The organism is Leptothoe spongobia TAU-MAC 1115, assembly GCF_018739885.1.
GTDB classification, from domain to species: domain Bacteria; phylum Cyanobacteriota; class Cyanobacteriia; order Phormidesmidales; family Phormidesmidaceae; genus Leptothoe; species Leptothoe spongobia.
The window spans coordinates 1-25,483 of the sequence record NZ_JADOES010000036.1 but is presented as its reverse complement, the minus strand read 5'-3'; the positions used below and the strand labels follow the sequence as shown (position 1 = coordinate 25,483).

18 protein-coding genes and 1 tRNA gene are annotated in these 25,483 nt (G+C 47.9%); 10 read left to right on the top strand and 9 right to left on the bottom strand.

Annotation, left to right across the window (positions count from 1 at the left end):
- Nucleotides 1–14 precede the first annotated feature (14 nt).
- The 4 genes from IXB50_RS16125 to psbD all read right to left on the bottom strand — a co-directional run bounded on the left by IXB50_RS16125 (nt 15) and on the right by psbD (nt 5,958).
- Nucleotides 15–1,412: an iron uptake porin gene (locus IXB50_RS16125; protein WP_215610017.1), complete on the bottom strand. Its 1,398-nt coding sequence runs from the start codon at nt 1,410–1,412 to the stop codon at nt 15–17.
- Nucleotides 1,413–1,908: 496 nt separating this feature from the next.
- The gene (locus IXB50_RS16120) at nt 1,909–3,264 is read right to left on the bottom strand and encodes an iron uptake porin (RefSeq protein WP_246564589.1); all 1,356 of its coding nucleotides are present in this window, start codon (nt 3,262–3,264) and stop codon (nt 1,909–1,911) included.
- 951 nt (nt 3,265–4,215) lie between these two features.
- Nucleotides 4,216–4,497, bottom strand: coding sequence for a 4a-hydroxytetrahydrobiopterin dehydratase (locus IXB50_RS16115; protein WP_215610015.1), 282 nt, complete (start codon nt 4,495–4,497; stop codon nt 4,216–4,218).
- 402 nt (nt 4,498–4,899) lie between these two features.
- Nucleotides 4,900–5,958 carry a photosystem II D2 protein (photosystem q(a) protein) gene (gene psbD / locus IXB50_RS16110; protein ID WP_215606943.1) on the bottom strand — a complete coding sequence of 353 codons (1,059 nt, stop codon included), beginning with the start codon at nt 5,956–5,958 and terminating at the stop codon, nt 4,900–4,902.
- Nucleotides 5,959–6,287: 329 nt separating this feature from the next.
- Here psbD and IXB50_RS16105 point away from each other — a divergent pair, with 329 nt between their 5' ends.
- The 5 genes from IXB50_RS16105 to IXB50_RS16085 all read left to right on the top strand — a co-directional run bounded on the left by IXB50_RS16105 (nt 6,288) and on the right by IXB50_RS16085 (nt 9,365).
- Nucleotides 6,288–6,560 carry a hypothetical protein gene (locus IXB50_RS16105; RefSeq protein ID WP_215610014.1) on the top strand — a complete coding sequence of 91 codons (273 nt, stop codon included), beginning with the start codon at nt 6,288–6,290 and terminating at the stop codon, nt 6,558–6,560.
- 131 nt (nt 6,561–6,691) lie between these two features.
- Complete coding sequence (locus IXB50_RS16100) at nt 6,692–7,366, top strand: energy-coupling factor ABC transporter ATP-binding protein (RefSeq protein ID WP_215610013.1); 675 nt, start codon at nt 6,692–6,694, stop codon at nt 7,364–7,366.
- A 100-nt stretch (nt 7,367–7,466) separates the two neighbouring features.
- Nucleotides 7,467–8,021, top strand: coding sequence for an NYN domain-containing protein (locus IXB50_RS16095; protein ID WP_215610012.1), 555 nt, complete (start codon nt 7,467–7,469; stop codon nt 8,019–8,021).
- Nucleotides 8,022–8,161: 140 nt separating this feature from the next.
- A tRNA-Asn gene (locus IXB50_RS16090) sits at nt 8,162–8,233 on the top strand.
- Between the two features lie 397 nt (nt 8,234–8,630).
- Nucleotides 8,631–9,365 (top strand): response regulator transcription factor, encoded by a 735-nt coding sequence (locus IXB50_RS16085; RefSeq protein ID WP_215610011.1) that lies wholly within the window; start codon nt 8,631–8,633, stop codon nt 9,363–9,365.
- Nucleotides 9,366–9,650: 285 nt separating this feature from the next.
- Here IXB50_RS16085 and chlP read toward each other — a convergent pair whose 3' ends face one another.
- A complete protein-coding gene (chlP, locus tag IXB50_RS16080) occupies nt 9,651–10,910 on the bottom strand; it encodes a geranylgeranyl reductase (protein ID WP_215610010.1) in 1,260 nt (419 codons plus the stop codon).
- Nucleotides 10,911–11,280: 370 nt separating this feature from the next.
- Between chlP and IXB50_RS16075 the strand changes: the two genes are divergently transcribed.
- Nucleotides 11,281–12,273 carry a hypothetical protein gene (locus IXB50_RS16075; protein WP_246564585.1) on the top strand — a complete coding sequence of 331 codons (993 nt, stop codon included), beginning with the start codon at nt 11,281–11,283 and terminating at the stop codon, nt 12,271–12,273.
- A 106-nt stretch (nt 12,274–12,379) separates the two neighbouring features.
- On the opposite strand, the gene IXB50_RS16070 is transcribed toward IXB50_RS16075, so the two are convergent.
- A complete protein-coding gene (locus IXB50_RS16070) occupies nt 12,380–13,588 on the bottom strand; it encodes an MFS transporter (RefSeq protein WP_215610008.1) in 1,209 nt (402 codons plus the stop codon).
- A gap of 447 nt (nt 13,589–14,035) precedes the next feature.
- On the opposite strand from IXB50_RS16070, the gene ligA reads away from it, so the two are divergent.
- The 4 genes from ligA to IXB50_RS16050 all read left to right on the top strand — a co-directional run bounded on the left by ligA (nt 14,036) and on the right by IXB50_RS16050 (nt 20,402).
- A complete protein-coding gene (gene ligA / locus IXB50_RS16065; protein ID WP_215610007.1) occupies nt 14,036–16,081 on the top strand; it encodes an NAD-dependent DNA ligase LigA in 2,046 nt (681 codons plus the stop codon).
- A gap of 130 nt (nt 16,082–16,211) precedes the next feature.
- A complete protein-coding gene (locus tag IXB50_RS16060) occupies nt 16,212–18,017 on the top strand; it encodes an alpha/beta hydrolase (protein ID WP_215610006.1) in 1,806 nt (601 codons plus the stop codon).
- Between the two features lie 41 nt (nt 18,018–18,058).
- Nucleotides 18,059–18,958 (top strand): tRNA pseudouridine(55) synthase TruB, encoded by a 900-nt coding sequence (truB, locus tag IXB50_RS16055; RefSeq protein ID WP_215610005.1) that lies wholly within the window; start codon nt 18,059–18,061, stop codon nt 18,956–18,958.
- A 226-nt stretch (nt 18,959–19,184) separates the two neighbouring features.
- On the top strand, nt 19,185–20,402 hold the full coding sequence (locus tag IXB50_RS16050) for an EAL domain-containing protein (protein WP_215610004.1): 1,218 nt from the start codon (nt 19,185–19,187) through the stop codon (nt 20,400–20,402).
- Here the strand turns inward: IXB50_RS16050 and IXB50_RS16045 are convergent.
- The 3 genes from IXB50_RS16045 to IXB50_RS16035 form a co-directional block, all read right to left on the bottom strand.
- Entirely contained in the window at nt 20,381–22,681 is a 2,301-nt protein-coding gene (locus IXB50_RS16045) for a hypothetical protein (protein WP_215610003.1), read from the bottom strand. The genes IXB50_RS16050 and IXB50_RS16045 overlap by 22 nt on opposite strands.
- Nucleotides 22,682–22,733: 52 nt before the next feature.
- Nucleotides 22,734–23,957, bottom strand: coding sequence for a glycosyltransferase family 4 protein (locus IXB50_RS16040; RefSeq protein WP_215610002.1), 1,224 nt, complete (start codon nt 23,955–23,957; stop codon nt 22,734–22,736).
- Nucleotides 23,958–24,051: 94 nt separating this feature from the next.
- Nucleotides 24,052–25,050: a glycosyltransferase gene (locus IXB50_RS16035; protein ID WP_215610001.1), complete on the bottom strand. Its 999-nt coding sequence runs from the start codon at nt 25,048–25,050 to the stop codon at nt 24,052–24,054.
- Nucleotides 25,051–25,483: the final 433 nt, after the last annotated feature.

Here is a 25,483-nt window from a genome sequence, read left to right as displayed (position 1 = left end):
CTAAGCTAAATAACTTAGAACTTGAAGGTAGAACGGATAGCACCATAAAGTGCATCATCGGCACCATTGGGCTCACCATAGATAACAGCAGGAGTCAGAGTCCAGTACTTGTTGATCTTCATGGCGTAGTAAGCCTCAGCAACTTCGTCTTCATCGAAGTCCTGAGTGTAGTAGATACCAGCAGCATTACCAGTACCCAAGAAGTCAGATACTGCAATACCAGCCTGCCAGCTCTCGTCACCATCTTGGTCAGCGTAGTAACCAGCAACTTCAAAGCCGCCGAAGTCAAGACTTAATAGGCCAGCAATGATGTCCTCAACGCCATTGCCATCACCATTCTCGCCATTAATATAGGTAACAGCAGCATCGATCAAGCCATCGCTCAAGTAGTTCAACTGAACAATGTACTCATAATTGTCAAAGATACCTCTATCAGCATCTTGACCCCTAGCAGTTGCGTAACCAGCATCCAGAATGATGTTGTCAGTAAACGCAATATTTAAGCCAGCTCCAAACGAGTCACCAGCGCCCTCAACACCAGACTTATCGTAGAAGAGAGGACCACCAGCATCAGCAACCGAAGGACCATCGAAAGGAACGATAGTGCTAGTTACAAAGTCATCAGAGTTTGTGCTGTTAGCAGAGATGATAGCGGAGATACGACTACCGATGGGGAAAGCGTAGTAGACATCATCTAGAATGACGCTATCATCACCAGGGCCGCTCTGGTTAGCCAGACCACCTTCAGCCTGCCCCAAAGAGCGAGTACCGCCGCCACCACGATCACTAGACTGAAGACGAATTCGCAAACGATCTTCACCAGTAAAACTAGTATCAAAGTTTAAGCGAGCACGATATTCAAAGGTTGTTTCCTCTTCATCATCAGGTGCATCAAAAGGAACTACCAAGTGGGCGTCCAACTGACCCTTGAGTTTAGTAGTCGTAGAGAATTGATTAGCTTCTAGCTCAGCTACATCAGCTTCTAGAGTGTCTACGCGGCCACGGATAGTTGCTAGCTCAGCAGCAAACTCTTCCTGCAAGCGACGGATAGTGTCAAGGTCACTACCTTCAGCACCACCGATTAGCTGAACGATTACGTCCAAACAAGCGTTCAAACCAGCAGCAAACTCATAACGAGTCATTGCACGGTTGCCACGGTAAGAACGATCAGGGTAACCCTCAAGGCAACCGTACTCTTCTACCAGGCGCTGCAATGCAGTGTAAGCCCAGTCAGAAGGCAGTACATCAGATAGCTCGGAAACACTGGTAACCTGAGCAAGCTGGATAGACTCAGAGTTGCTTAGAGCATCAACACTTACAGTCTCAGCAGTCTCAGCAGCGATACCAGTACTGGATAGGACAGTCCCTAAAACAATAGGACTAGCCACTAGGGCTTTCCAAAAGTTAGACATTATTTAATTCTCCTCACACCTTAGACGATAGGCTGACGATTCAGCGAAATTGCTGGAAAACTCAGGCTATTACACACATTAAAGAAGCAACATCACGTATCAAAGTACGTAAAAATCTCTTCTAGATGACATGCTAGCAGATCCTTCAAGGAAGAACCAGTAGAAATCAGTAACTTACCGATTGGCCCAAATGGGTCAATTAAGTAAGCCTGGTTCGAGCTGCCATCGTTGCACATGCTCTTCTATCCAGTTAGATTTTTTCCCTGAATTGTGACAGTTAATTTGCTGACCCAGTGTGAAGAGGCAGAGGTTTAGAGAAAGCTTTTAGAATGTAGAACTTTCCAGGATATGAAGTTCTGCATAGAGAGCCAACGATTGATCATTCACATCTCTATGCAGAAGTTAATGTCTATGTGTGTTTCTAAGGCGTGATTAAAATTTAAGGATGGGCTCTAACTCATCACTAGAGCCCATACACAGCATCTAAGAGAATGTCTTAGAACTTGAATCTGGAACGGATTGCACCATACCAAGACTCGTCGCCAGTAGCATCAAATTCGCCGTAGATGACAGCAGGAGTCAGAGTCCAGTACTTATTAATCTGCATAGAGTAATAAGCTTCTGCAGTTTCGTCATCACCGAAGTCCTCAACGTAGTAGATACCAGCAGCGTTACCAGTACCTAATAAGTCGGATACAGCAACCCCAGCCTGCCAGCTCTCATCACCATCTTGGTCAGCGTAGTAACCACCTATCTCGAAGCCACCGAAGTCAAGGCTTAGCAAACCAGCAATGATTCCGTCAGCGCCATTACCATCGCCACTTTCACCATCCATGTAGGTGACAGCAGCATCGATCAGGCCATCGCTCAAGTAGTTCAATTGAACGAGGTACTCATACTCGTCGAAGATACCCTTGTCTGCATCCTGACCACGACCAGTTGCATAACCAGCGTCCAGGATCAAGTTGTCAGACAGAGCAACGTTGAAACCAGCAGCAAAGGCACTTCCACCAAGGCCTAATTGATCGTAGAACTGAGGACCACCGTAATCAGCAACGGAAGGACCATCGAAAGGCACGATAGTGCTGGTTACGAAGTCATCGGAAACGATGCTATTTGCCGCAACAATACCGGAAATACGGCTACCAATGGGGAAGCTGTAGTATACGTCGTCAATCCTAACGTCGTTGACGAAACCACCAGAACCAGCTGCAGCAAATCCACCAGGAACGCCGCTCAGAGCGTTATTAGCATCACCAAATTGAAGACGAGTACGCAAACGGTCCTCTCCAGTGAAGCTAGTATCCAAGTTCAAACGAGTACGATACTGGAACGTCGGCTCATCTAAATCGCCAGGCCCATCAAAAGGAACTACCAGGTGAGCATCCAACTGTCCCTTCAACTTAGTAGTTGTGGAGAACTGGTTAGCTTCTAGCTCAGCTACGTCAGCTTCTAGAGTATCAACGCGACCGCGGATAGTAGCTAACTCAGCAGCAAACTCCTCCTGCAGACGACGGACAGTGTCAAGGTCGTCACCACCACCGATCAGCTGAACGATTACGTCCAAACAAGCATTCAAACCAGCAGCAAACTCATAACGAGTCATGGCGCGGTTGCCACGGTAAGAACGGTCGGGATAACCCTCAAGGCAGCCATACTCTTCTACCAGGCGCTGCAGTGCAGTGTAAGCCCAGTCAGAAGGTAGAACGTCAGATAGTTCGGAAACGCTAGTAACCTGAGCCAACTGAATTGATTCAGAGTTGCTTAGAGCATCAACGCTGACAGTCTCAGCAGCTTCGGCAGCAATATTGGAACTAGAAAAAACCGCACCCAGAACAAATGGACCAGCCATTGCGGCCTTCCAAAAATTAGCCATTACTTGTTATTCCTCACACCTAATTGACGAGACTAATAGCCACTTCTTAAGAAGATTAGCTATCAATTGAAATCTCTCAAAGCAAAACTAACAGGGAGTTTTGCCTCAATTCAGTGTATTTGCATACAGAATTCTCAGAAATATTTAACCTGCATTTAATGCAATTTTAATGTGTTTAAAAGAATACTCTTTTTTGGCAAAAATTCTTATTTGTCATACATTTCATGTAAGATTTGCATATTTTTTGACTACACGAAGCGTGTATTTATTCAATATTAAAAACTGTCTTTTTAGAGCTTGATTTTGTATTTTGAATAAAATTCATGCAGGTTTTGCATAATTCCAAGATGCATTCTCTGTGTATTTAATTGGTATGAAAAGCTACGTTTCTATTGATGAGCCTTTCTATTATTTTGTCTGAGTGCATCGTTAATTGACACGTTTCGAGGACAATTAATGTATTAATTGAATGACTGAAACCCTCTACTCACAGTGATCAGAAGGTTATTTTTGATTAAAAACAGCCATTTATTTCCTGGTGTTTAGCTAAAGCCTTTTCAAGGTCACAAAAAATTTTGACCAATCACATTGAGCAATTGACCAATGATGTGAGTTGAAAAAAGTTGTTAGGTAACCTGCTTGTTTCTTAAGTTCTATTGGGAGTAGATCTTTGTAGCGGAAAGAAATCGTTAGTGCAGGTTGGTCCAGTGTCGCAGTTGGAGATGCCCCAGCGTCTCATGGCAAACGTCTTGATCCGCTAGGGCGTTAGCGAGGCAAATCAGCAAACTTAATGATTCTCAGGGATATGGAGTTGACCTTGTCTTGAATACTCTGAAGGACCTCCTCCTAATACATGGAGAAGGTCCTTCGGATTAAAGACCTTGAATCGATATGCAGTTGATTAGCCTCTAAATACTGGAGGAGGAGTTATTGCAACGTTGATAGCGTTTTTGCCATAGCAAAATCTTGCTGAGTCAGTCCTCCTGCATCGTGGGTTGTCAGGCTAATGGTGACCTTGTTGTAAGAAATGTATAGGTCAGGATGATGCCCAGCGGCTTCTGCAGGTGCCACAACCTGATTAACAAATTGGACAGCCTCTATAAAGTCTTTGAAGGATAACGTTGCCTTGATAGCATTGTCTTCCAGTGTCCAGTCAGGTAATGCAGCGAGTTGGGACTGGATTTCGGCAGGAGAAAGAAGGCCAGACATGGTTAAAAGGAAGAAAGTGGCGAATATTGATGCCTCTTTAAAACTATCCGCTCCTATCAGGGAAGTGCATGGCAACTTCTTGATAGGAGCGGTCTAGTGGGGTCTTAGGTTGAAACCAGACTGCCGGAAGGAACTCTAGCGGGTCAGTTTCAAAATTTTGAAGCTGGTTCTAGAGAACAGCCCCGGCACACAGCCGGCTCACGTCAACCTGAAGACCCATGCGTATACAACTACTTTCACTCATGGGCATCACCTCCTTATCCCTAAACGGTTTTTAATACCAGGAGCACTTAGTGCTAGCTGAACTATAGCATAAGTTTTAAATATGGGGAGAGTTCAAATCGCCAATAAAAAAGCCCTGGCCCAATGGGCCAGGGCTTTTTTATTCATTACTTAGGCAGCTTATAGTGCATTACCGCGAGGCAGTACCTCTTCGGGGAATACAAACTTCTCGTGGGGCTGGTCCTGAGAGGCCATCCACGCACGAATACCTTCGTTAAGCAGGATGTTCTTGGTATAGAACGTTTCGAATTCAGGATCTTCCGCAGCGCGGGTTTCCTGAGAGACAAAGTCGTAAGCACGTAAGTTCAGTGCGAGACCGACGATGCCAACCGCACTCATCCAGAGACCGGTGACCGGCACAAACAGCATGAAAAAGTGCAACCAACGCTTGTTGGAGAAAGCAATACCGAAAATCTGAGACCAGAAGCGGTTTGCCGTCACCATCGAGTACGTTTCTTCCGCCTGTGTCGGTTCAAAGGCACGGAAGGTGTTGGCTCCTTCGCCGTCTTCAAACAACGTGTTTTCAACCGTCGCTCCGTGGATCGCACACAACAGGGCTCCACCCAGGACGCCCGCCACACCCATCATATGGAAGGGGTTCAGGGTCCAGTTGTGGAAGCCTTGCAAAAAGAGCAAGAAGCGGAAGATAGCGGCTACCCCGAAGCTAGGGGCAAAGAACCAGCTGGATTGGCCCAACGGATACATCAGGAAGACCGATACGAACACGGCAATGGGAGCCGAGAACGCAATGGCGTTGTAAGGACGCAGTCCAACCAGGCGAGCGACTTCGAACTGACGCAGCATAAAGCCGATCAAGGCGAAGGCTCCATGGAGAGCGATAAAGGCCCAGAGTCCGCCGATTTGGCACCAGCGCACGAAGGAGCCTTGAGCTTCTGGTCCCCACAGCAGCAACAGGGAATGACCCATGCTGTCTGCGGGCGACGAGACGGCGACCGTCAAAAAGTTGGCCCCTTCGATGTAGGAAGAGGCGAGTCCATGGGTATACCAGGACGTCACAAAGGTGGTGCCAGTGAGCCAGCCGCCGATGGCCAAGAAGGCACACGGGAACAGCAGCAAACCGGACCAGCCCACGAAGACAAATCTATCGCGCTTGAGCCAGTCATCGACGACGTCGAAGACGCCCCGATTGGCTCCAGCACGGCCCATTGCAATGGTCATCTCAAATCCTCTAGTTTGATTTCTAAATCAGTAAAGACAACAACTCTGCTCATCATGACGAGTGAGGGCACAAAAATAGAAAATATGTAATCCACAGCGTGGAATAATGCCGTAATTGATTCGCTCGTCTTTATGAGTAGAGGTTTACGTATCTTTACCATTTTTCTTATTATAGGTTGATCTTTATTGAAGACGCTGTGATTTTTGCAATTGGTATTTTCTCTTAAGATTTGCTTGTATAGGTCTCTAGTCAAGTTATTGATGCCTTACTTGTGGGTCATTTTTGCCATACTAGAGACTGGACCTATCAGACAAATCATTCTTTACGCATGTACATAGTTGAACTTTCACTGAAGCATACAGCCCTACCTATGTCGGTCCAGAAGAAGACGTTAGAGGCCGCAGAAGAAGCTTACGCTAAGGTTTTGAATGCGCTAAAAACTGGTCAGCCTGTGCTCTTCGAGTTAACTTGCGATAAGCAAGAAGGCAAGAAACTATCGGTTTTGGTAAGCGAGTTGGCTGCGGTTCAAGTTTACGAAAAGTCTGGTGGCGCGTCCTCCTCTGGTAAATCAGCTGGTTTTTTTGCAATGGCGAATGATTAGTTCCTAATAGGAACTGAGAATTTAAGTACGACTGAGAGTAGGGGGTGGGTTGGTGGACGTTATCCGACTACCAGCTCATTCTTTTAAACCTGATAGATCATTTGTGCTACTAAGTTTTTTTGATTTTGAACATGGATCAGTCCTGCGCGATCGCAATTGACGATTTGCACTTCAGTTGGGACTCAGGAGCATCGGTACTGGCCGGATGTTCACTACAGGTGAAACCAGGAGAGTTTTGTATGCTCCTGGGTACCAACGGTAGTGGGAAATCCACACTACTAAGGTTATTAGCTGGGCTGTTGGATATCCCTCAGGGCAAGATTCATCTACAAAAACCGGTAGGGTTTGTGTTTCAGAACCCTGATCATCAACTGGTGATGCCTACGGTGGGAGCGGATGTAGCTTTTGGCTTAGTGGATGAGAACCTGGCCTATGAAGACGTGCGTCAGCGGGTAGACGAGGCTCTGATAATGGTCAATTTGCTCCAGCTCAAGCGCAGGCCCATCTATGCGTTGAGTGGTGGACAAAAGCAAAGGGTTGCCATCGCAGGGGCTCTAGCTCAAAACTGTCGAGTATTACTTTTTGATGAGCCTACGGCTCTGCTGGACCCGGATAGTCAGCTAGAGCTGGTGGCTCAGGTACGTGATTTGGTAAAACAACAGGGGATAACGGCCCTGTGGGTGACCCATCGACTGGTGGAGTTAGACTATTGCGATCGCGCTATCTTGCTTGAACAGGGTCGGGTAGCCACTGAAGGCGCACCAGAGCAGGTGAAGCAAGCTCTGCAAAATTTACACTTAACCTAACGTTATCGACAAAATCTTTAGGACAGATTGTTACATGGGTATCGAACGTTAAGCTAGATGAATCATAGACTGAGCTTATAAGTTACCCAGGCACCTGCAGATGAACGGTTCTCCCTCGCAAGCAATTTTATTGGTCGATGGGTATAACGTTATTGGTGCTTGGCCAGATTTAATTGAATTGAGAGATTTTCAAGGGTTGAATGCGGCCCGTGTGAGTTTAGCTGAGACGCTGGCCAACTATAGTGCCTATCAAGGGTTTGAAACTTTACTGGTTTTCGACGCCTATGGTCAGCGCCAATCTCACCGCGTTGAAAAATTTACACAGCATTTAGCCATCCATTACACCAGCTTTGGCCAAACTGCTGACAGTTATATAGAAATTTCCTGCGCCAAGTTTCGTGATGATGTTCGCAAGTTTGAAAAACGATTAATTGTGGCCACATCTGACCGTGCTCAGCAGCTGACTGTGGTTGGATATGGAGCTGAGTGGATGTCAGCCGCTCAATTGAATGCAGACGTAAACCTTTCCGCACAGAAAGTCAAGCATCGTCAAAAGCCTCAAAAACAGTCTAAGCAACGCTTCCTCTCCAAATCCCTGAATCCGGATACGCAAGCAAAATTGGCCAGATTGCGCTCTAATTTAACTGAGTCATAAGGCTAGGGACTATCTCTAAAGCGTCTCTGGATCGAAGTTGCAATCGTTATGTGGAATTATCTTTGAGATTTTTCTAGGAAAGATTAAAAAGCCACTTGCGCAACTGCTATAAAATTGCCTATATTGATAAAGCTGAATAATCCTCAGTAGCTCAGTGGTAGAGCGGTCGACTGTTAATCGATTGGTCGTAGGTTCGAATCCTACCTGGGGAGTTTAATCTAAACCACGTTCAATTTGAAACCTGTAGTTTTTCCCACGGCAAAACTACAGTTCTGGACGTGGACAAGGTTTATATAGGATGAACTGGCTTACGTTTCTAACAATTTCTTAGGGGTGGAATAACCTTCGAAGTTCTAACTAGTCTCGTTGCAGCTGTTGGCTATTGCCAAGTAACTTGATGCCAATCTGGGCTGTTACGGTTATTAGGTCTAAAGGTATAACGTGAATTAAACCTTAAGGTCTCGATCATGTAACTGATTGTAGCGATATTATGTATTTGGGATAAAATTTGTCTCCCGTTTTAAATTTATTATTTTTTGAGGGGAGCAAGTTTAGCAGCCTACATTTAGGCTTCTAGAAATCCATATAACAAACATCTCTGTTTTTAAGATGCCTCGTATACTTGTCATCGACGATGATCCTGCTATTTCTGAACTGGTGGCAGTTAACCTAGAAATGGCTGGGTACGACGTTAGTCAGGCAGAGGATGGAGTTAGGGGCCAAGCACTAGCTGTGCAGCTCCTGCCCGATCTCATCATGCTTGACTTAATGTTGCCTAAGGTGGACGGCCTTACCGTTTGCCAGCGTGTTCGCCGTGATGAGCGGACAGCAGATATTCCAGTGTTGATGTTAACGGCCTTGGGGCAAACCCAAGACAAGGTTGATGGGTTTAACGCAGGTGCTGATGATTACCTCACTAAGCCATTTGAGCTAGAGGAAATGTTGGCACGAGTTAGGGCGTTGTTGCGACGTACTGATCGTATTCCCCAGGCTGCAAAACATAGCGAAATTCTTAGCTATGGCCCGTTGACATTGGTGCCTGAGCGGTTTGAAGCAATTTGGTTCGAACACACTGTTAAGCTGACTCACTTGGAGTTTGAGTTATTGCACTGCCTTCTGCAGCGCCATGGTCAAACTGTTGCTCCAAGTGAAATCTTGAAAGAAGTTTGGGGCTATGACCCGAACGACGATATTGAAACAATTCGTGTACATATTCGCCATCTACGAACTAAGTTAGAGCCTGATCCACGTCATCCTAAGTTTATTAAGACCGTTTATGGAGCGGGTTACTGCTTGGAGCTGCCTCAGGATGAACAAGTCTTTTCTAATCGCGCAGCTAGCTAGGGTGACATCAATTTAAGCGAGCATTAGGAGAAGGCGTTTTAGTGTTTAGGTTTTATAGACTGCTGTACATTTGGAAGTATGGCACTATAGCATCATCATTAGTAGATAACAAAAGGGAGCCGGTGGGCTCCCTTTTTTGATATACGAGGGTATGACGAGGGGTATATTTTGTGTGGATATCAAAAAATGCGCGTAGAAGGAATCTTCTACGCGCATTTTTTGATTATTTTACTTGGCTAAAGTCTACAGGGTTTAAGTTGAATGACTGTAGACTATCCCCCTGAGCTACTTAGTGATAATCGGCTCAACAGGGAAGTACTCAGCTGGTGCAAGCGCATTACCACGAATCAAACTACCAAGGGTTTTGGCCGTTATCTTCATCTGGGTAATGGGATTTGCAGGGACGACAGTCTTATATAGGTAGCTGTCAAATGTGAGCTTCTGAACGTCTATATCAGCACACATTTCAACAAAGGCTTCGCGAGTTGCGTCAGACCGATAGAACACTCGCTGCAGAATATCAAGTACCAGGTAAGTAATACCGTACTGCTTGTCCCAGCGCTTAATGTAAGTCTTTAGCTCTGCCTCAGTGAGGGCTCGCTCACCACTATTGGATAGTTCAACAATGGTTTCTGCACACATGCGGCCAGACTTAGCAGCGAAATAAATACCTTCACCAGAGGACTTGGTTACGGTACCGGCAGCATCACCAACCAGAGCTACGCGACCAACTACACGACGAGGTCTGGGATGTTCAGGAATTGGATGAGCTTCTACCTTAATGATTTCGCCACCTTCGAGACGCTTAGCTGCACGTTCACGAATACCTTTTTGTAACTGTTTGATTTTGGCTTGGTTGACCCGCATGGTGCCAGTACCCACAGCTACGTGGTCATATTTCGGAAATACCCAAGCGTAGAAGTCAGGAGAAACATCATCGCCGACGTACATTTCTGCCAGCTCTTCGTAGTAAGCCATCTTGTCCTCGGGAATGCGGATGCGCTCTTGGAATGCGATCGCATAGTTATAATCACCCGCATCAATGGCCCGAGCTACGCGGGAGTTGGCACCATCGGCACCAATCACCATATCGACCTGAAGTGTTTTGGCATCACCTTGAAGCTTGCCATTGGAGTGATCAGCGTAGTGCAGGGTATAGGGATCCTTGTCGTTGTTAGGCATCTCTAACTTGTGCACAGTACCGTTGATAACTTTTGTGCCAAGCTTTTCAGCCCGTTCGCGCAAAAAGCCATCCAACACCTCACGACGGCACATACCAATGTACTCATCATCCTTGAGGGTACTGCCGATATTAACCTCAACGTTTGAGGGGGAGATCATCTTCATCTTGCGTACGCGGCGGTCAATGATCTCAGGGGGCAAATCAAATTCATCAACCATGCATAGGGGAATCGCGCCACCACAGGGCTTGGCGTTGTCTAACTTACGCTCAAATAAGTAGGTTTCAATACCTGCTTTTACTAACGTCTCAGCAGCAGAAGAGCCTGCCGGACCGCCTCCAACAACCGCAACCCGAAGTGCCAAGGTGTTTTTCTCCAAATCGATTAAAAGCTATGAGTTGTATGCTATCACGCAGATTTAAGACCTCAAGAAACACTCCTATGGATGTAACAAAAATGAAACAGACTGTAGCAGAGCGCATTGAAATGATCCCATCGCCAGTCATATGGGCGTTCTGTTTTGGGTGAGTTATCGCCTCTTTTAGGAGGTCAAAATTCGCAACACTGTATCAATAGAAGTGACTATAACGTCTAGTTACACAGTAAAGATGATGTCTAGTTAAACATACGTATAGCGCTATCCTTCAAAAAGGGTGAGGCAGATTTTTTCTACTGATCACGCCCTCTGTGTAACCAGACGTTGTTCTTTCAGTGGCATCATGCATACCCCCGATATGAGGCAAGCTCCCGATTGTCCATCCTCATTAGCTGAACCAGCTAAAATGGCGGAACTTTGGGCGAGAAAGTATTTGGGAAGCTTGGAGGCTCGTAGTCAGTCTTGGGCGAATGGTTTTGAGGTTAAACCCCGCATCGTCATTGCGAGGCGATTAGTTTCAGAGTTGAGAACAGCCAGTGCTAAGGCCTGGCATCTAACCGAATCCCTGCTTGCCTATGAAGTGCAACGACATGGTATCAACGCGACACTGATAGATCCGTGGAAGGTTTCAAAAGATGTCCATACAGTCTACGTAAAGGCGCTGGCAGCCTATGGCAAAGAAATTTCTCCCCAGCGTTTATCCGTCAAGATTTCGGGAGCGTTAGGAAAACTCCGACAGCGATATACCGCTGTAGATCCTAGGCTCATTGGGTTTGTCAGTATGCAGTTTCACTACTGTGGAAAAATTCTGGTAGACAGTGCACCCAGTATCGAACGTAAAATTCTGATGTCCTATTTTAAGGTGATTGATGATCACCTTTATATGCCACTCCAGCGTGCTTATAATGCCGCAGCACATTATTCCTATGGAGATGAACGCCTAACGGTGATTCAAACTTTATTGCCCCACATTACGACCATTGCCAAGAATGTCGTTACTCGGGTGAATCAGCTCTACCCCAATTATTGCTCCTATACCGATCGGCTAAATAACCCTTTAGTACAGATATCCAGCATTCGCGATGCTGAAATGTTTCAGGTTTACCTCTGGACTTGTGTTTTAGAGCAACGGTTTGACTCTATCCAGGAAGAGCTGTTTCCCCTGTGTGTCATGCTCTATCCCACCCTAAAAGTGAATTGGGAACTGGTGAGGCAGATGTTACATCTACTAGCGCGCGAGTTTAAAGACTATGTAACCCACAACCAGATGTTGTTTTACGCGCCCTATCAAGATGCACTCTGGGAAATGTTTTCACCCAATATTTTCCCAGACATTATTGAATTGGATTAAGGCATTGAATTTAGATTAGGGCGGCAACGATAGCTGACAGATGTTAGAGCCCTTGAGAGTGTTTTCTAATTGACATGACACTTGGGTCCTGACACTAACGATGTCGCTAACGATGTTTAGGCTGGAGCCGTGTCTGAAGAATTAACAAGATTCCCACCCCAGTCACGGTGCTGAAAAGTAACCACAGCCAAAAGGGATGAGCTAGGCGATTATCCAATGCCCATCCCCCTAAAGGAGGGCCAATCAGGTAGCCGATGGCCCAACACATGGAATTGACAGATAAATAAACCCCTCGTAAGTGAGCAGGGGCAATGTCCACGACTAAGGCTGAGGCGATGGGAGTGTAAGCTACGGTACCCAGGGCCATCGCTGTCAAACCTATCAGGACAAATATAATCGGGCTGATGAGCTGTTGTCCGACTAGCCAAGTACTGCAGAAGGTAATGGCCCAAAAGAACAGGGCAATTATGAGGGCATGGGGTTGGCTAAATCGCTTCAGCCAGCGAGCTACTGGTAGCTGAAATAGAGCGGTTAAAACAATAGCCCAGGTGAAAATGCCTCCCACAGCGGCATGGTTATCAAGGTGGGTAAAGCGATTGAGGTAAAGGGGCAACGTGCTTTGGGCTTGGGAGAGATAGAGAGTGAAGAGGCAGTTGACAATGACATAAATTTGGAGAGTGCGATCGCAAATCGCCACTCGCCATCCCTGCCAAAAATTCTCTGAAGCAATTTGTGTACTCAGGGTTTCCGTAATGGCTACGGCCACAATGGCGTAAAACACGATAAATGTAATGCCATCCAGAGCGAAGAGTACTCGATAAGCTTGAAAGGCGGCAATCACTGCACCACCAAGTACCACCCCTGCACTCAAACCTAGACTGTCAGCTAGACGCACAATGGCAAAGGCCTCATTGCGATTCTTATCAGTCGTCAGATCGGCGACTACGGCTTCGGTGGCAGGCCAGTAAAGCCCCACGCCTAGGCCCATGAGCAAGTTAGCAATAACAAAGCCAATAAACCCATGGGTAATGACAAAGCAGCCATCGGCTACAGCTGAGATAGCTGCTGATAGGAGTAGCGTTTGTCGTCTACCCCATCGTGGCGAATCGGCCATGGATCCCCCCGCAAATCGGCCGATCATGCCTGATAAAGACTGGCTGCCTAGACCTAGACCAATGGCTGTGGCTGATAGGCCCACATCATCAGCAAAAAATAATGGTGCGTAAAACAGAGTGAAACCTATGCCTAGCTGGGACAATAGACGGCCAGCGGCGAGAATCCAGAGGCGGACATCCAGTTTTGGAAAAAGTGTCACGGTGAGTAGTTAATGGTGAGCTTGCTACTGTCACAGCGTTGCTTGAATAGTTAGATTTTCTATGGAATGACATAGAAGTAGGCAAACTTGATGACTGGTGATGGTTAACTCTTTTTTGGCGCTGATGGCAAGGCTGCTATCCATCGTGAATCACACAAACCACGTTAAGCGTCTATATCATGCAGCCCTTATGCCCAAAGAACTGATCTTGGTCAAGTCCAAGGTTCACCATAATGCGAGTAGAGAGTTTAAAACCCCGGAACATTTGGCCAAGCTTAAAAGGGTTGCGGTTGATGCACTGTCAGCAACTTAAAGAGTTTTGAGTTTTTACGGTTAAGTTTTCCTTGCAGACAAAATTCGAAAATAAGCTTTGGATTCCTCGGGTAGAATTCAGGGTGCCTGCTCAGTTAGGCTGAATTTTCCATTAGTTGAGTACTTGCAACGGTTATGGCAGAAACAGTTCCAGCGGATCGGCGACAGCGGACTCAGGAGTTGCGATCGCAACTGCAAAAGGCTAGCTATGCCTACTATGTACTGGATGCCCCTGACCTACCTGACGAGGTTTACGATCGGCTCTATCGTGAGCTACAGAAGTTAGAAGAACAGTACCCGACTTTAGTGACACCTGATAGTCCTACCCAGCGTGTTGGCGAACGACCAGCTAGCCAGTTCACTGCCTTGGAGCATAATATTCCGCTATATAGTCTCGAAAATGCCTTTGATATTGACGAGTATCGTCAGTGGGAAGTGCGTTGGCAACGACAAACACCGGATATAAATGAGGCCCCCGTCGTTGCTGAACTCAAAATTGACGGCAATGCCCTCGCCCTGACCTATGAAAACGGTTTGCTAACTAGGGGTGTAACCCGAGGTGATGGCATTAGCGGAGAAGACATCACTCAGAATGTACGTACTATTCGCTCGATTCCCCTAAGGTTACAGATCGATAATCCTCCCCCACGGGTAGAAGTGAGAGGTGAAGCCTTTATCCCCAATGATGTGTTTGATCGGATTAATGCTGAGCGTCAATCCAAAGAAGAAGCGCCCTTTGCCAATCCCCGAAATGCCGCAGCCGGCACCCTACGACAACTGGATTCTCGAGTTGTAGCGCAGCGTCGTTTGGACTTTTTTGCCTATACACTTCTTTTGCCCGAAGGAGACGGTGGTTTGTCTGTGCCCCAAACCCAGGAAGGAGCACTCAATACGCTTCAAAAACTTGGGTTTAAGGTGAATCCCAACCGTAAACTTTGCCCTACAGCGATAGATGTTGCCCAGTTTTATGACTATTGGGACCAGGCCCGAACAAAGCTGCCCTATCTGACCGATGGTGTCGTGGTAAAGCTCAATGACCTGGCTTTACAGAGGCGTTTAGGATTTACTCAAAAATTTCCTCGCTGGGCCATCGCGCTTAAATATCCTGCCGAAGAGGTGCCAACCATTCTCAAAAATATGTCTGTGCAGATTGGCCGTACTGGTGCCGTTACCCCCGTGGCTGAACTCGCACCAGTCCAGCTAGCTGGGACGACCGTTTCCCGCGCTACGCTTCACAATGCCGATCGCATCGCTGAACTCAATCTCCATAAGGGGGATACAGTCATCGTTCGCAAGGCCGGGGAAATTATTCCAGAGGTGGTTCGGGTACTATCGAACCTGCGGCCAGAGGGGGCTGAACGTTGTCAGTTGCCAACCCACTGTCCTGAATGTAATGAGACTCTGATCAGGCCAGCCGATGAGGCGGTGACTCGTTGTATCAATCCGTCCTGTCCAGCGATTGTGCGAGGCGATCTGATTCACTGGACTAGCCGTCAGGCCTTGGATATTGCAGGATTAGGTGAGAAATGGGTACAGCAGTTGCTAGAGCAGAAACTCGTTAATTCTGTTGCTGATCTGTATGAGCTGACCGTAGAAGACTTACTGCCTCTAGAACGTATGGGACAGCAGCTAGCGCAGAAACTGGTAGACGCTATTCAGGCCTCCAAAGCACAGCCCTGGTCACGGGTTTTATTTGGTTTGGGGATTCGTCATGTGGGCGCTGTCAATGCGCAGCTGCTGACTAAGGAATTCTATACAGCAAAGCTTTTGACGGTGGCGGATCCGAAGCAAATTGAGGCCGTTTATGGGATTGGTCCAGAAATTGCCTATTCGGTCCATGAGTGGTTTCAAAGCGCTACCAACCAACGGCTAATAGAACGGTTACGAGCCGTGGGTGTGCAGTTAGAAGGTCCGCCACCAGCAGCAGCACCGACGGATCTGCCCATGGCGGGAAAAACCTTTGTACTCACGGGTACCCTACCCACCCTTAATCGCAAAGAAGCCAAGGCAAAGATTGAGGAATGTGGCGGTAAAGTGACTGGGTCAGTTAGTTCAAAAACAAGCTATGTTGTGGTCGGTATAGATGCCGGATCAAAGCTAGCTAAGGCTGAAAAACTCGGTATTCAACGTTTGAGCGAAGAAGACTTGCTAGCGTTGCTGAAAAACTCGGCATCCCCTTAAGTACGTTTTTGAGAGGCATTGCTGAGCCTGAGAGTGAGTGGAGTAACTCACTAATAACGACAGGTTGGTTCATGTTGCCAACCAGTAACGGATTTCTGGGTGTTTCCTGACTGCGAATACAAGGTTGTCTATGAAAAAAGTCTGTTTATCAGCTGTGATCAAAGGTATCCAGCGATTAACCCTGGGGCTCGGTACAGTCTTGGTAACGGCCCTACCCGGTAAAGCGGCGGAGCGTATTACATTTGCCTTTGGCCCGGTTGAGCGCTCTATAGAGCTGGCAGATTTAGAGCGCTTGGCTGATGAGGGGGTGCTCAGTGAAGATCTTGCCTACTACGCAAAGTTTTTACCCGATGACTACGATATCAATGAGCTGAGAGAAGCCTTGACCTGGCGGGTGGAGCAGGATATCGACACCATTCAGTTGGATGTGGTGTTGCTAGATCGATTTTTCTATACCAGTCAGGGGGAATACCTGCTCAATATTGCAGCTGATTTTATTCGTACTGAGGGACGTCGTAGTGACTTGCGTGCATTGCGGGGAGCTATTTTAGTAGCTGCTGGTGATCCAGAAGAGGGCTTGACAATATTGAATGCGGTACGTCGGTTTCCCACTGAGGAGATGCGTATTGAGTTAGATCGTGGCTTGGGTTTGTTGCGTGAGATTAATCGAGCTGTTTATGAAACGGAAGCCTCGATTGAATTGTTAGAGCGTTTAGGGACTCCCCTGGAGGAACTGTCTGCGGCGCAACAGGCACGTCTACGCTCCCTTACTAATCAGGCCCGGCAGGGTGGGCGTTACCAGGTAGATCGGCAAACGCTGTCCGCTAATTCTCCAATGCCTGCGGATATTTATGTGCCAATGCTGCAAGGACAGCGCCAACGAAATCGACCCACGGTGATTATTTCCCATGGATTGGGCAACGATCGGACGTCCTATGCCTACCTGGGACGACATCTGGCATCCCATGGGTTTGTGGTGATCAATGTTGAGCATCCTGGTAGTAATGCAGCCCAAATTAATGCGCTACTGGTGGGTAAGTCAGCTGACGTTGTTGCTAATGAGGAATTTATTAATCGTCCTCAACAAATTTCTGCGCTCTTGGATTATCTAGAACGAGAGGCCATACAGTACGGCAGTTTGATAAATTTTGCCCAGGTAGGATTGGTGGGACAATCCTTTGGGGGCTATACGGCGCTGGCATTAGCGGGTGCCCATCTTGACTTTGAGGTGCTGCGCGAAGCCTGTCCTCCCAGTTCTCTGTCATTAAATGTGTCCTTACTGCTCCAGTGTCAGGCAGGCCAGCTGGCCGATCCTAGTGAGACCATGCTGTCATTACAGGATGATCGGATAAGGGCTGCGATCGCAATCAACCCCATCACCAGCGTACTCTTTGGCGAAGAAAGCATGGGCCAGGTGACTACCCCCACCATGATCGTCTCTAGTGGGGCCGATACCGTGGCTCCGGCTCTCCAGGAGCAGCTAGTGCCCTTTACCTGGTTGAACCAGCCTGAACGTTATCTACTGCTGATGCGTCAGGGGACCCACTTCTCCACGATCGCGTTGACTGAGACCGGGAGTGAAGCCTTTGATCTACCCACCGAGATTATTGGGCCCGATCCAGCCCTAGCTCAAGATTATCTAGAGGCGTCTAGTTTGGCATTTTTGACCCAGCATTTGACTGGCGATACGACCTATGGACAACTCTTAACCCCGGAGGGGATTGCACAACTCAACCAAGATCCGATTAAGCTCACCTTAGTCCAAAGTCTTACCGGGCGATCCTTAGTGGAACAATTGGGGGGGCCTCCGCGTTCGGCCGCAGATGCAATAGTCACTCCAGCAGAGCCTGCGATCTCAGCACCAGACGTCCTTTTAGATGAACCAGAACCTACATTTTCTGATCCATCCTCCGCCCCGTCCCCTCAGGTGCCCTGATAGGATGACGTTGAGTGCTTCATTATCTTTACGATCAGTCTATGCCCGATGGCTTTCTTAACCTTCATAAACCTGCCGGATGGACATCCCATGACTGTGTAGCCAAACTACGTCGCCTTCTCAAAACCAAGAAAATTGGTCATGCTGGCACTCTCGATCCAGCAGCAACAGGAGTTTTACCGGTTGCCGTTGGGCGAGCTACACGTTTGTTGCAGTACTTGTCCAGTGATAAAGCATATCGAGCCGTTGTACAGCTAGGAACCACAACTGATACAGACGATCTAGATGGCGCTATTTTGACTCAGATGTCAGCAAGCCATCTGACCCAGGCTAGGGTGCTTGAGCAGCTGAGCAACTTTCAGGGGGAGATTGAGCAGATCCCCCCCATGTATAGCGCAATTCATGTCAATGGCCAACGGCTTTATGATTTGGCCCGTCGCGGTGATGCCGATACGATGGATGTTCCCAGCCGTCCTGTCATTATCCACAGCATTGATGTATTGGACTGGCAGCCAGGTGAATCTGCCCACATCACTCTGGATATTGCTTGTGGCACCGGTACCTATATTCGTTCCATTGCTCGCGATCTAGGTCAAGCTTTAGGGGTAGGCGGTACATTAGCGTCACTAATACGTACTCAGAGTAGTGGTTTTACCCTAGATACCAGCATTGCCTTAGACACCGTTTCGGAACAACCGAATCACATAGACCTGATTACTCCGGCGTTGGTGATGGGTCATTTACCGAAGATAGTGCTTTCTCCAGAAGCAGCTCGGCGTTGGTGTCTTGGACAGCGTTTGGCCATTGAACCTACCGTGGCCCTGGAACAGCCTCTACGAGTTGTAACCGAAACCCGCCCATTTCTCGGGATTGGTGTATTCCGTCTCAGGGACGATCAGCCATACTTTGCACCCAAAATGGTTTTTGAGCAGGTTGGCTAATAGTTGTCTCCGATCATTCCAAGAGAGCCTATTTTTTACCTTGGGAGAATTTCTTGGTTTTCCACGTTCTGACGATGTCCTTGGGCAAATCTCAGTGAATATCCGTAGCCGCGAGGCAGGATATGTAGATATTAAGGAAACCAAATCAATATGAGATGTGTCTTTTGACTGTGCATCCCCGTAATTTTTACTAGTTGATTTTTGTTGTTCACTAGGTAAGACAGCCATGTCTAACTGGGGTTCCTCCTCTGCGCTAAAGCACTTTCAAATAGGTGAAACAATCTTCTCTGAGGGAGACCCCGGAGAATGGGCTTACATCATTGAGTCAGGACGGGTAGAAGTTGCCGTCAACGTTGATGGCCAACCGTTTCCGCTGCGAATATTAACCACGGGTGATGTCCTGGGTGAAATGGCTGTGATGGATACAGCCCCGCGTTCAGCTTCAGCTAAAGCGATTGAAGAGACGGTCTGTGTTGCTATTTCGAGTCATCAGATTTCGGAACGTGTGCAAGATGCGGATCCTGTCGTACAACTTTTGATGAAAACATTGCTGCATCGAATACGCAACACGCCACAAGTTACCTCATCACCGCACTTGCGTATTCCCAATGGCAAAGCCCCCCAGTCACCCGCAGAAAATGATCAGGTGCTCGATAAAATGCGCCTGGAATCAGAGCTGCGAGCCGCTCTGGATAATCAGCAGCTACGTCCCCACTATCAGCCGCTGGTAAATATTCACACTTGCCAAGTCCTTGGATTTGAGGCCCTGATCCGATGGTTTAGTCCCACCCGTGGTCATGTATCACCGGGGGAATTTACCAGCATTGCCGAAGAAACGTCGTTGATTATCCCCATTGGTCGACAAACCCTAAAACAAGCTTGTCGTGATCTGGCACAGCTCCAGACCATGTCTCCCGACAGAGTTTTGTTTATGAGCATTAATGTTGCTCCCCGGCAGCTAGCTGAAGCTGATTTTTTAGCTGAATTGCAAGCTATTATCGACCGCTATAAGCTACAGGCATCTCAAGTCAAACTTGAAGTGACTGAGCGAGTGTTTATGGAAGATCCAGTGGCTCTGAAAACGCTGCAATGCTGTCGTCAGGCTGGATTCCATATTGCGCTCGATGACTTTGGTACGGGGTTTTCGAGTTTGAACTATCTCACCCGTTTTGAGGTGGATGGCTTCAAAATTGATCGAGCATTTGTCCGAGAAATTATTACTAATCCACGTACCCAGGTGTTGTTGTCAAGCATGTTGACCATGGCCAAAGGGTTAGGGATGCAAACGGTGGTAGAAGGGATTGAAACCCTAGAGCAACTGAAAATGCTACAGCGGTCTGGCTGTGACATTGGTCAGGGGTATCTGTTTGGTAAACCGCTACCATTTCGTGAGGTACAGCAGTTATTAAATAAGGAACTCGTTTACAAGCCAATTAGGTCGTAACGACCTGGCTGTTCGACTAATAGCATCGTCGATTGTCCACTGCCTCCATCTGTGAGAGCCACCAAAGACTGTTCTTGCCTGATATCACTGTATAAAATCTCGCCAGTATTGGAAAAAATAATGGTCTTCCCAGGAGTTAGGGCTAATTCTGATGGTAGTCCATGACTAATGGTGAAGAGATGTTCTGTTGCGCCATCGCCAACTAGATTGAGACTAGCGTAGTGCAGATGGGGATATAGCTGGGTCATCTGCTCACTTGAAAGACCAAGGTGTTGGCTAATTTCCTGGGGAATTAGGGGATCTAACCCAGCTGTAGCGAGAGATTGATCAGCAGTAACTGACTCATTATTGGTGCTGACTGGGTTAGCGGCTGTAAATATCGCTGGCATTGGAGCCGTTTGCCAGGGTAAGGTGTTGAGCCACCGCAAACTGTTGCCAGTAGTCACCAAGGCGAGGCCTTCAATTTCTGGACCAATGGCCAATAGGGTAATGTCGGATCCGGTTGCTTTAATACCATGGACAGTGATGCCGCCCACGGGCTGATTTCCTCTAAAGAGCTGCACCTGGCGACGAAGAGATCGGGTTTCAGCCCAAAAGTTTGCGGCAGTAATGGATACGGGCGGGAGTCCCCAGCCTGAGCTGTCTTGGAGTAGCTGCACATTAATTTGGTACCAGGTTTGTCCTGGGACAGGGGTGGGTAGAGTTTGAGAGCGCAACCATCCCTCACCAGAGGTTGCCATGCTCTGGGCTTGTCCTACGAGACTGAGGTATCGTCCTGTCGTTGTCGTTGACGGGAGTGAGCCAACTGCATTGGATACATTAGCCGCTGAACTCACATTGGCCGTTGGACTATCGCTGCTAGCCTTTGAAGGCTCGACTTCGATCGCGGCAATGAGCGACTGAGTTTTTCCTACAGCCTGCAGCCGTTCTAGTAATTGTTTTGATCGAGTCTTTTTCTTGAGCCAGGCTTGTCCCGCCTCCGGTGATTGACGAGCAGTGACTAACAAGGCCCCCCAGATTTGTGTCGCTTGATCCCTGGGATGTACTTGAAGATGGGTACTGACTCCCCGCCATAGGGAATCAAATTCATACTCTAAACGTTTTAGGGTGGATTCATAAATGGCTGGATTATCTTCCAACGTAGTCAGCGCTTTATCCCACTGCCCATCCATTAAATAGGCCAAAATATGCTGTTGTTGGCTGGAAAATGTTTGCTCGGTTTGAGCCTTAGTGTGTTTAGCATGCAGCTCAATTAAATCCAGCTGGGTTTGGGCGGCTGATGACCAGTCCGGTTCTAGGGCTATTTTCGCAGACTGCATCATTTGCAGACTATGGGACCAGACTGCTCCCTGGGCCAGTTTCAGTGCTTTGTCATAAAGAGAGGGGCTCAGCAGGTCTGAGCTAGAGGGGCTCAGGTCTGAGCTAGAGGGGCTCAGGTCTGAGCCCTGGTCTGAGTCGTAAACAGATCGATAGAGCGATATTTCTTGCAACTGAGGTGGATTATTGGGCACCAGCTGGTATAGCAAAAAACTAGGCCGCAATCCAACCGTTTGATCGATAACCAACTGATGCCCCGTTTCACTAGTCTGCCATTGGGGCGGTTGATCGGTAGGGCTCGACCAATTGAGCAATCGGTGCAGTCGTTGAGAGTGGGACTGATAGCTCAAAATTTGACCGTAGCGCATGACAGTATTGCCATAGCGGCGCTGACCTTCTAACAAAAGCCAGGGGCCATCCGCTGATTGACTGGGCATGAGCTTGCCTGAGGATAGGGTCGCATCACTGTCGACACTGGCAACTTGAGACGCTGTACCTACCAAAGGATTGGTAATGAAGGATTCTTTCATGGGACGAATCGAGATTTGCTCAACTCGTTGGAGCTGATCACCCTGTACGCGATAAACCCACAATTCTTTAATAGCCTTATTGTCTTTATCCAGAACGGGATAGAACCAAGCTGTAGGCTCGTCGACATTGGGCCAGGCGATGGGGAGGCCAGAAGTGAGGCCTTGAGATCGCATCTCCGCTCGAATTTCATTAGCAGTCTGAGGAGCTGCTTCAAAACTGTTTACTAAGCCAGGAAACGCCGTCTTTAACCAGTTTGGACTGTAGGGATCAATAATCAACCTGGCCCCTGACAGGATTACAGCTACCAAGACAACCGCACCACTGCCTAAGATCAACCAGCTTAGCAATGACCAGGGAATGCGCCCTGACGCTGGACTGACCAAGAGTTTTACCTGGGTGGTGGTGGGTGAATTTGACCTGCTCAGACCCATGGGAATGTGTTTTAGATTAACTTCTGTAGAGGAGCTACAGTGCTAACAGTGCCTAGGAGGATAGCACTTGCTCGTATCTTTGACCGGCAATCTCCCAGGTATATTCTGTTTCAATCATGTGACGGGCATTTTCGGAAAGTGTTTGCCGCAACATTGCATTTTCAAATAGTTGCTCAATTGCCTTTACATAGTCTGCTGGGGTATTGGCACGCAAGGCCCGTAGGGGGACGCTGTCGCTATCTACCTGTAGCCCCTCCAATCCGCGATCGCTAGCCACAATAGGAATACCTGCTGCCATCGATTCCAACGTTTTGGTTTTAATACCTAACCCTGCGCGCAGGGGGACTATACCGACTGTTCCCCGATGAATATAGTCCGTGATTGATGGCACTCGTCCTGTTACAGTCACGCCTGGCAAATTGTCTAATTCTTTGACCACCTTGACAGGCCGTGCCCCCACCAGACTCAATGTTGCTGCAGGATACTGCTGGCGGACTTGAGGGAAAATCTCTTGGGCCAGGTAGCAGGCAGCATCAATATTGTGGGAAGAGTCCATCGCCCCAATAAAAATTAGGGACTGACCACCTGGGTCTTGGGAACGGTAGGTAAATGTCTCTAAGTCCACACCGTTAGATACAATGGTGATTTTCGCATCTGGAATCAGTTGCTGTAGCTGCTGTCGATCATCAGGGGTAGTTGCAATCAGATGAGTAAATTTACCGCAGTATCGCTTTTCATAGCGTGCCAGTAGGGGGAGGTACAGCCGATCTCGCCAAGCATTTTCTGACGCGCCCGCTTCTAGATGATTCAGGACCCAACCGTAGACAGAGCTATGGATATCCACCAGGGTTTTCACCCGTTGGCGAAACTTTGGGTGAACGTACATCTCATTGATGCTGTGCTCACAAATAACGCCTTCATAGGTACCCGCCTCAATCTGTTGGGTGACCCAGGTGTATACATCGGGTGAAAATCTAAATGACACATTGGGTGGGGTGGCGGTAATCGCAAACTGAGCTAAGCGCAGCGCTTGCTGCAGAGGATTACTTGGTTGCTTTGCATCTTGATTGGCCGATTGCGGAAAGGTTTTGACGTCATCCACCCATTGCTTGAGAGCGTGCACATTAGCCTCGGTGGCATTGGCCGTTTTGTGAGCCACTATGGTCACTTTATGATGGCGACTTAGTTGTTTAATCAAGTTAAAGGTGCGCCCCTCAGCTGCGCCGTGGTTTGGGGGATAGGGAAAAGTGTTGAGGGAAAGAACAAGCAGACGCATTACAAAAATTAGGTTGTAGGGGCTGGGCCTGTAACTGCCCTGGGCATTAATGGTTAAGAGTTTGGAGGGCGACAGGCCCTATACATTTATTGGACTAATCAGTTTCTAGCCAAGCGATTTCCGCAGCCTTGTCAGGGAGTCTTGATTCCCTCTGCCCCAAAGTACGGGCACGAAAGCAATAGAGTCCAATAGGCGTCATCGCTAAATCGACCAGATCAGCTTTACCGGTGATTAACTTGATGAGGCCGCTGGGAATTTCTTTCGCGATCCAGCGAGCTAGAGAATGGCGCACTTCACGCCCCATTAAAGGCCGTGTCAGCTTGATGCCATGGAGCTGATGTAAATAGCGATTAGAGCATCCGTAGCGATACCACTGTTTGTAGAGTTCTTTGAAGGTAGTGCGATGATGGTGTTTCACGACGGCGGTCTGTGCGTAATGCAGTTGCCAGTCCCCATCGCGCTGGAGCCGCCAGCAGATGTCAGCGTCACCGCCTGTGGTCATATAGGGACGAAATAACCCGATTTTTTCAAAGGCACAGGCACGTATGGCTACGTTAGCTGTTTGACCATAAGGACAAAACGAGTGAGCCAGAGTGTCCTTTTGGGACATGATGTTTTTCCGTTCGGCGTAGCATTCGAGCCAGGTGTTGCCAGGCAAAGCTTTTATTTCTCCGACACACAAACCTATCCGATCATTTTGAAATCCCTGTACTAAGTTTTCAATCCAGATGCTATCTGGGTAACAGTCGGCATCGGTAAAGGCCAAAATCTCGCCCGTTGCTGCCCGAATGCCGGTGTTACGAGCGGCGTAGGCACTTTGGATTTGAGTTTCGTTGAGATGCTTGAGGGTGAGTCCGGTTGCCTTGGCTTGAGTGATGGCGTTTGTGAGGATGGTGGGGGTGCGATCGCAGCTGCCATTATCTACCAGCAGATACTCCACCCGGTCTGCCGGATAGGTTTGCCCTAACAAACAATCAATCAAACCCGGTAAATCAGTTTCGCCATTGTAAATAGGCACAATGACCGAAACCGTTGGGAAAAAATTGGTGTGCTGGGCGGGTATTTCGTTGGCAACCATGGAAGCTTGGGGCATTGGTTCTCAACTCAATTTACAGTGACATCTACAGGTAGTTTTGCCACCAATCCGTCGAGAATTAACATAGGGTCGTTGGCCGTTTCTGACGATGAACAAACCGTTAGCTGAACTTGCTAATCTAGGGTCGAAGCCTGATTAAACTGAATTAATTTTGACAGTTCAAACAAAGTCAATACATCTAACGTCAGGGTTCTTTATGTAATCCTCACTGACCTCCAAGCCACTGATGAATTAGTCAACTAGGCGATGGAGTACTTCTTAATTAATAGCGGTCGGATCCCACCGTCTACTATCCACTGATTAACCCTGAGTTTTACCGTCTAGACCCCCACCCTATATCCGTAACTCTTATACTTAGATCTTGCAGTTTCTTAAGTCAGTCTCACGCTGAGATAGGCACCCGTCCGATATTGACCGAGATTCCCAACTT

What these genes read in the sequence shown, in the direction of transcription:
- IXB50_RS16100 (WP_215610013.1), top strand. Translation starts at nt 6,692, where the DNA reads ATGGATCAGTCCTGCGCGATCGCAATTGACGATTTGCACTTCAGTTGG.
- truB (WP_215610005.1), top strand. Translation starts at nt 18,059, where the DNA reads ATGCCCGATGGCTTTCTTAACCTTCATAAACCTGCCGGATGGACATCC.
- psbD (WP_215606943.1), bottom strand. Translation starts at nt 5,958, where the DNA reads ATGACCATTGCAATGGGCCGTGCTGGAGCCAATCGGGGCGTCTTCGAC.
- IXB50_RS16045 (WP_215610003.1), bottom strand. Translation starts at nt 22,681, where the DNA reads ATGGGTCTGAGCAGGTCAAATTCACCCACCACCACCCAGGTAAAACTC.
- IXB50_RS16060 (WP_215610006.1), top strand. Translation starts at nt 16,212, where the DNA reads ATGAAAAAAGTCTGTTTATCAGCTGTGATCAAAGGTATCCAGCGATTA.
- IXB50_RS16115 (WP_215610015.1), bottom strand. Translation starts at nt 4,497, where the DNA reads ATGTCTGGCCTTCTTTCTCCTGCCGAAATCCAGTCCCAACTCGCTGCA.
- IXB50_RS16085 (WP_215610011.1), top strand. Translation starts at nt 8,631, where the DNA reads ATGCCTCGTATACTTGTCATCGACGATGATCCTGCTATTTCTGAACTG.
- IXB50_RS16050 (WP_215610004.1), top strand. Translation starts at nt 19,185, where the DNA reads ATGTCTAACTGGGGTTCCTCCTCTGCGCTAAAGCACTTTCAAATAGGT.
- IXB50_RS16120 (WP_246564589.1), bottom strand. Translation starts at nt 3,264, where the DNA reads ATGGCTGGTCCATTTGTTCTGGGTGCGGTTTTTTCTAGTTCCAATATT.
- IXB50_RS16035 (WP_215610001.1), bottom strand. Translation starts at nt 25,050, where the DNA reads ATGCCCCAAGCTTCCATGGTTGCCAACGAAATACCCGCCCAGCACACC.
- IXB50_RS16105 (WP_215610014.1), top strand. Translation starts at nt 6,288, where the DNA reads ATGTACATAGTTGAACTTTCACTGAAGCATACAGCCCTACCTATGTCG.
- IXB50_RS16095 (WP_215610012.1), top strand. Translation starts at nt 7,467, where the DNA reads ATGAACGGTTCTCCCTCGCAAGCAATTTTATTGGTCGATGGGTATAAC.
- ligA (WP_215610007.1), top strand. Translation starts at nt 14,036, where the DNA reads ATGGCAGAAACAGTTCCAGCGGATCGGCGACAGCGGACTCAGGAGTTG.
- IXB50_RS16075 (WP_246564585.1), top strand. Translation starts at nt 11,281, where the DNA reads ATGAGGCAAGCTCCCGATTGTCCATCCTCATTAGCTGAACCAGCTAAA.
- IXB50_RS16125 (WP_215610017.1), bottom strand. Translation starts at nt 1,412, where the DNA reads ATGTCTAACTTTTGGAAAGCCCTAGTGGCTAGTCCTATTGTTTTAGGG.
- IXB50_RS16040 (WP_215610002.1), bottom strand. Translation starts at nt 23,957, where the DNA reads ATGCGTCTGCTTGTTCTTTCCCTCAACACTTTTCCCTATCCCCCAAAC.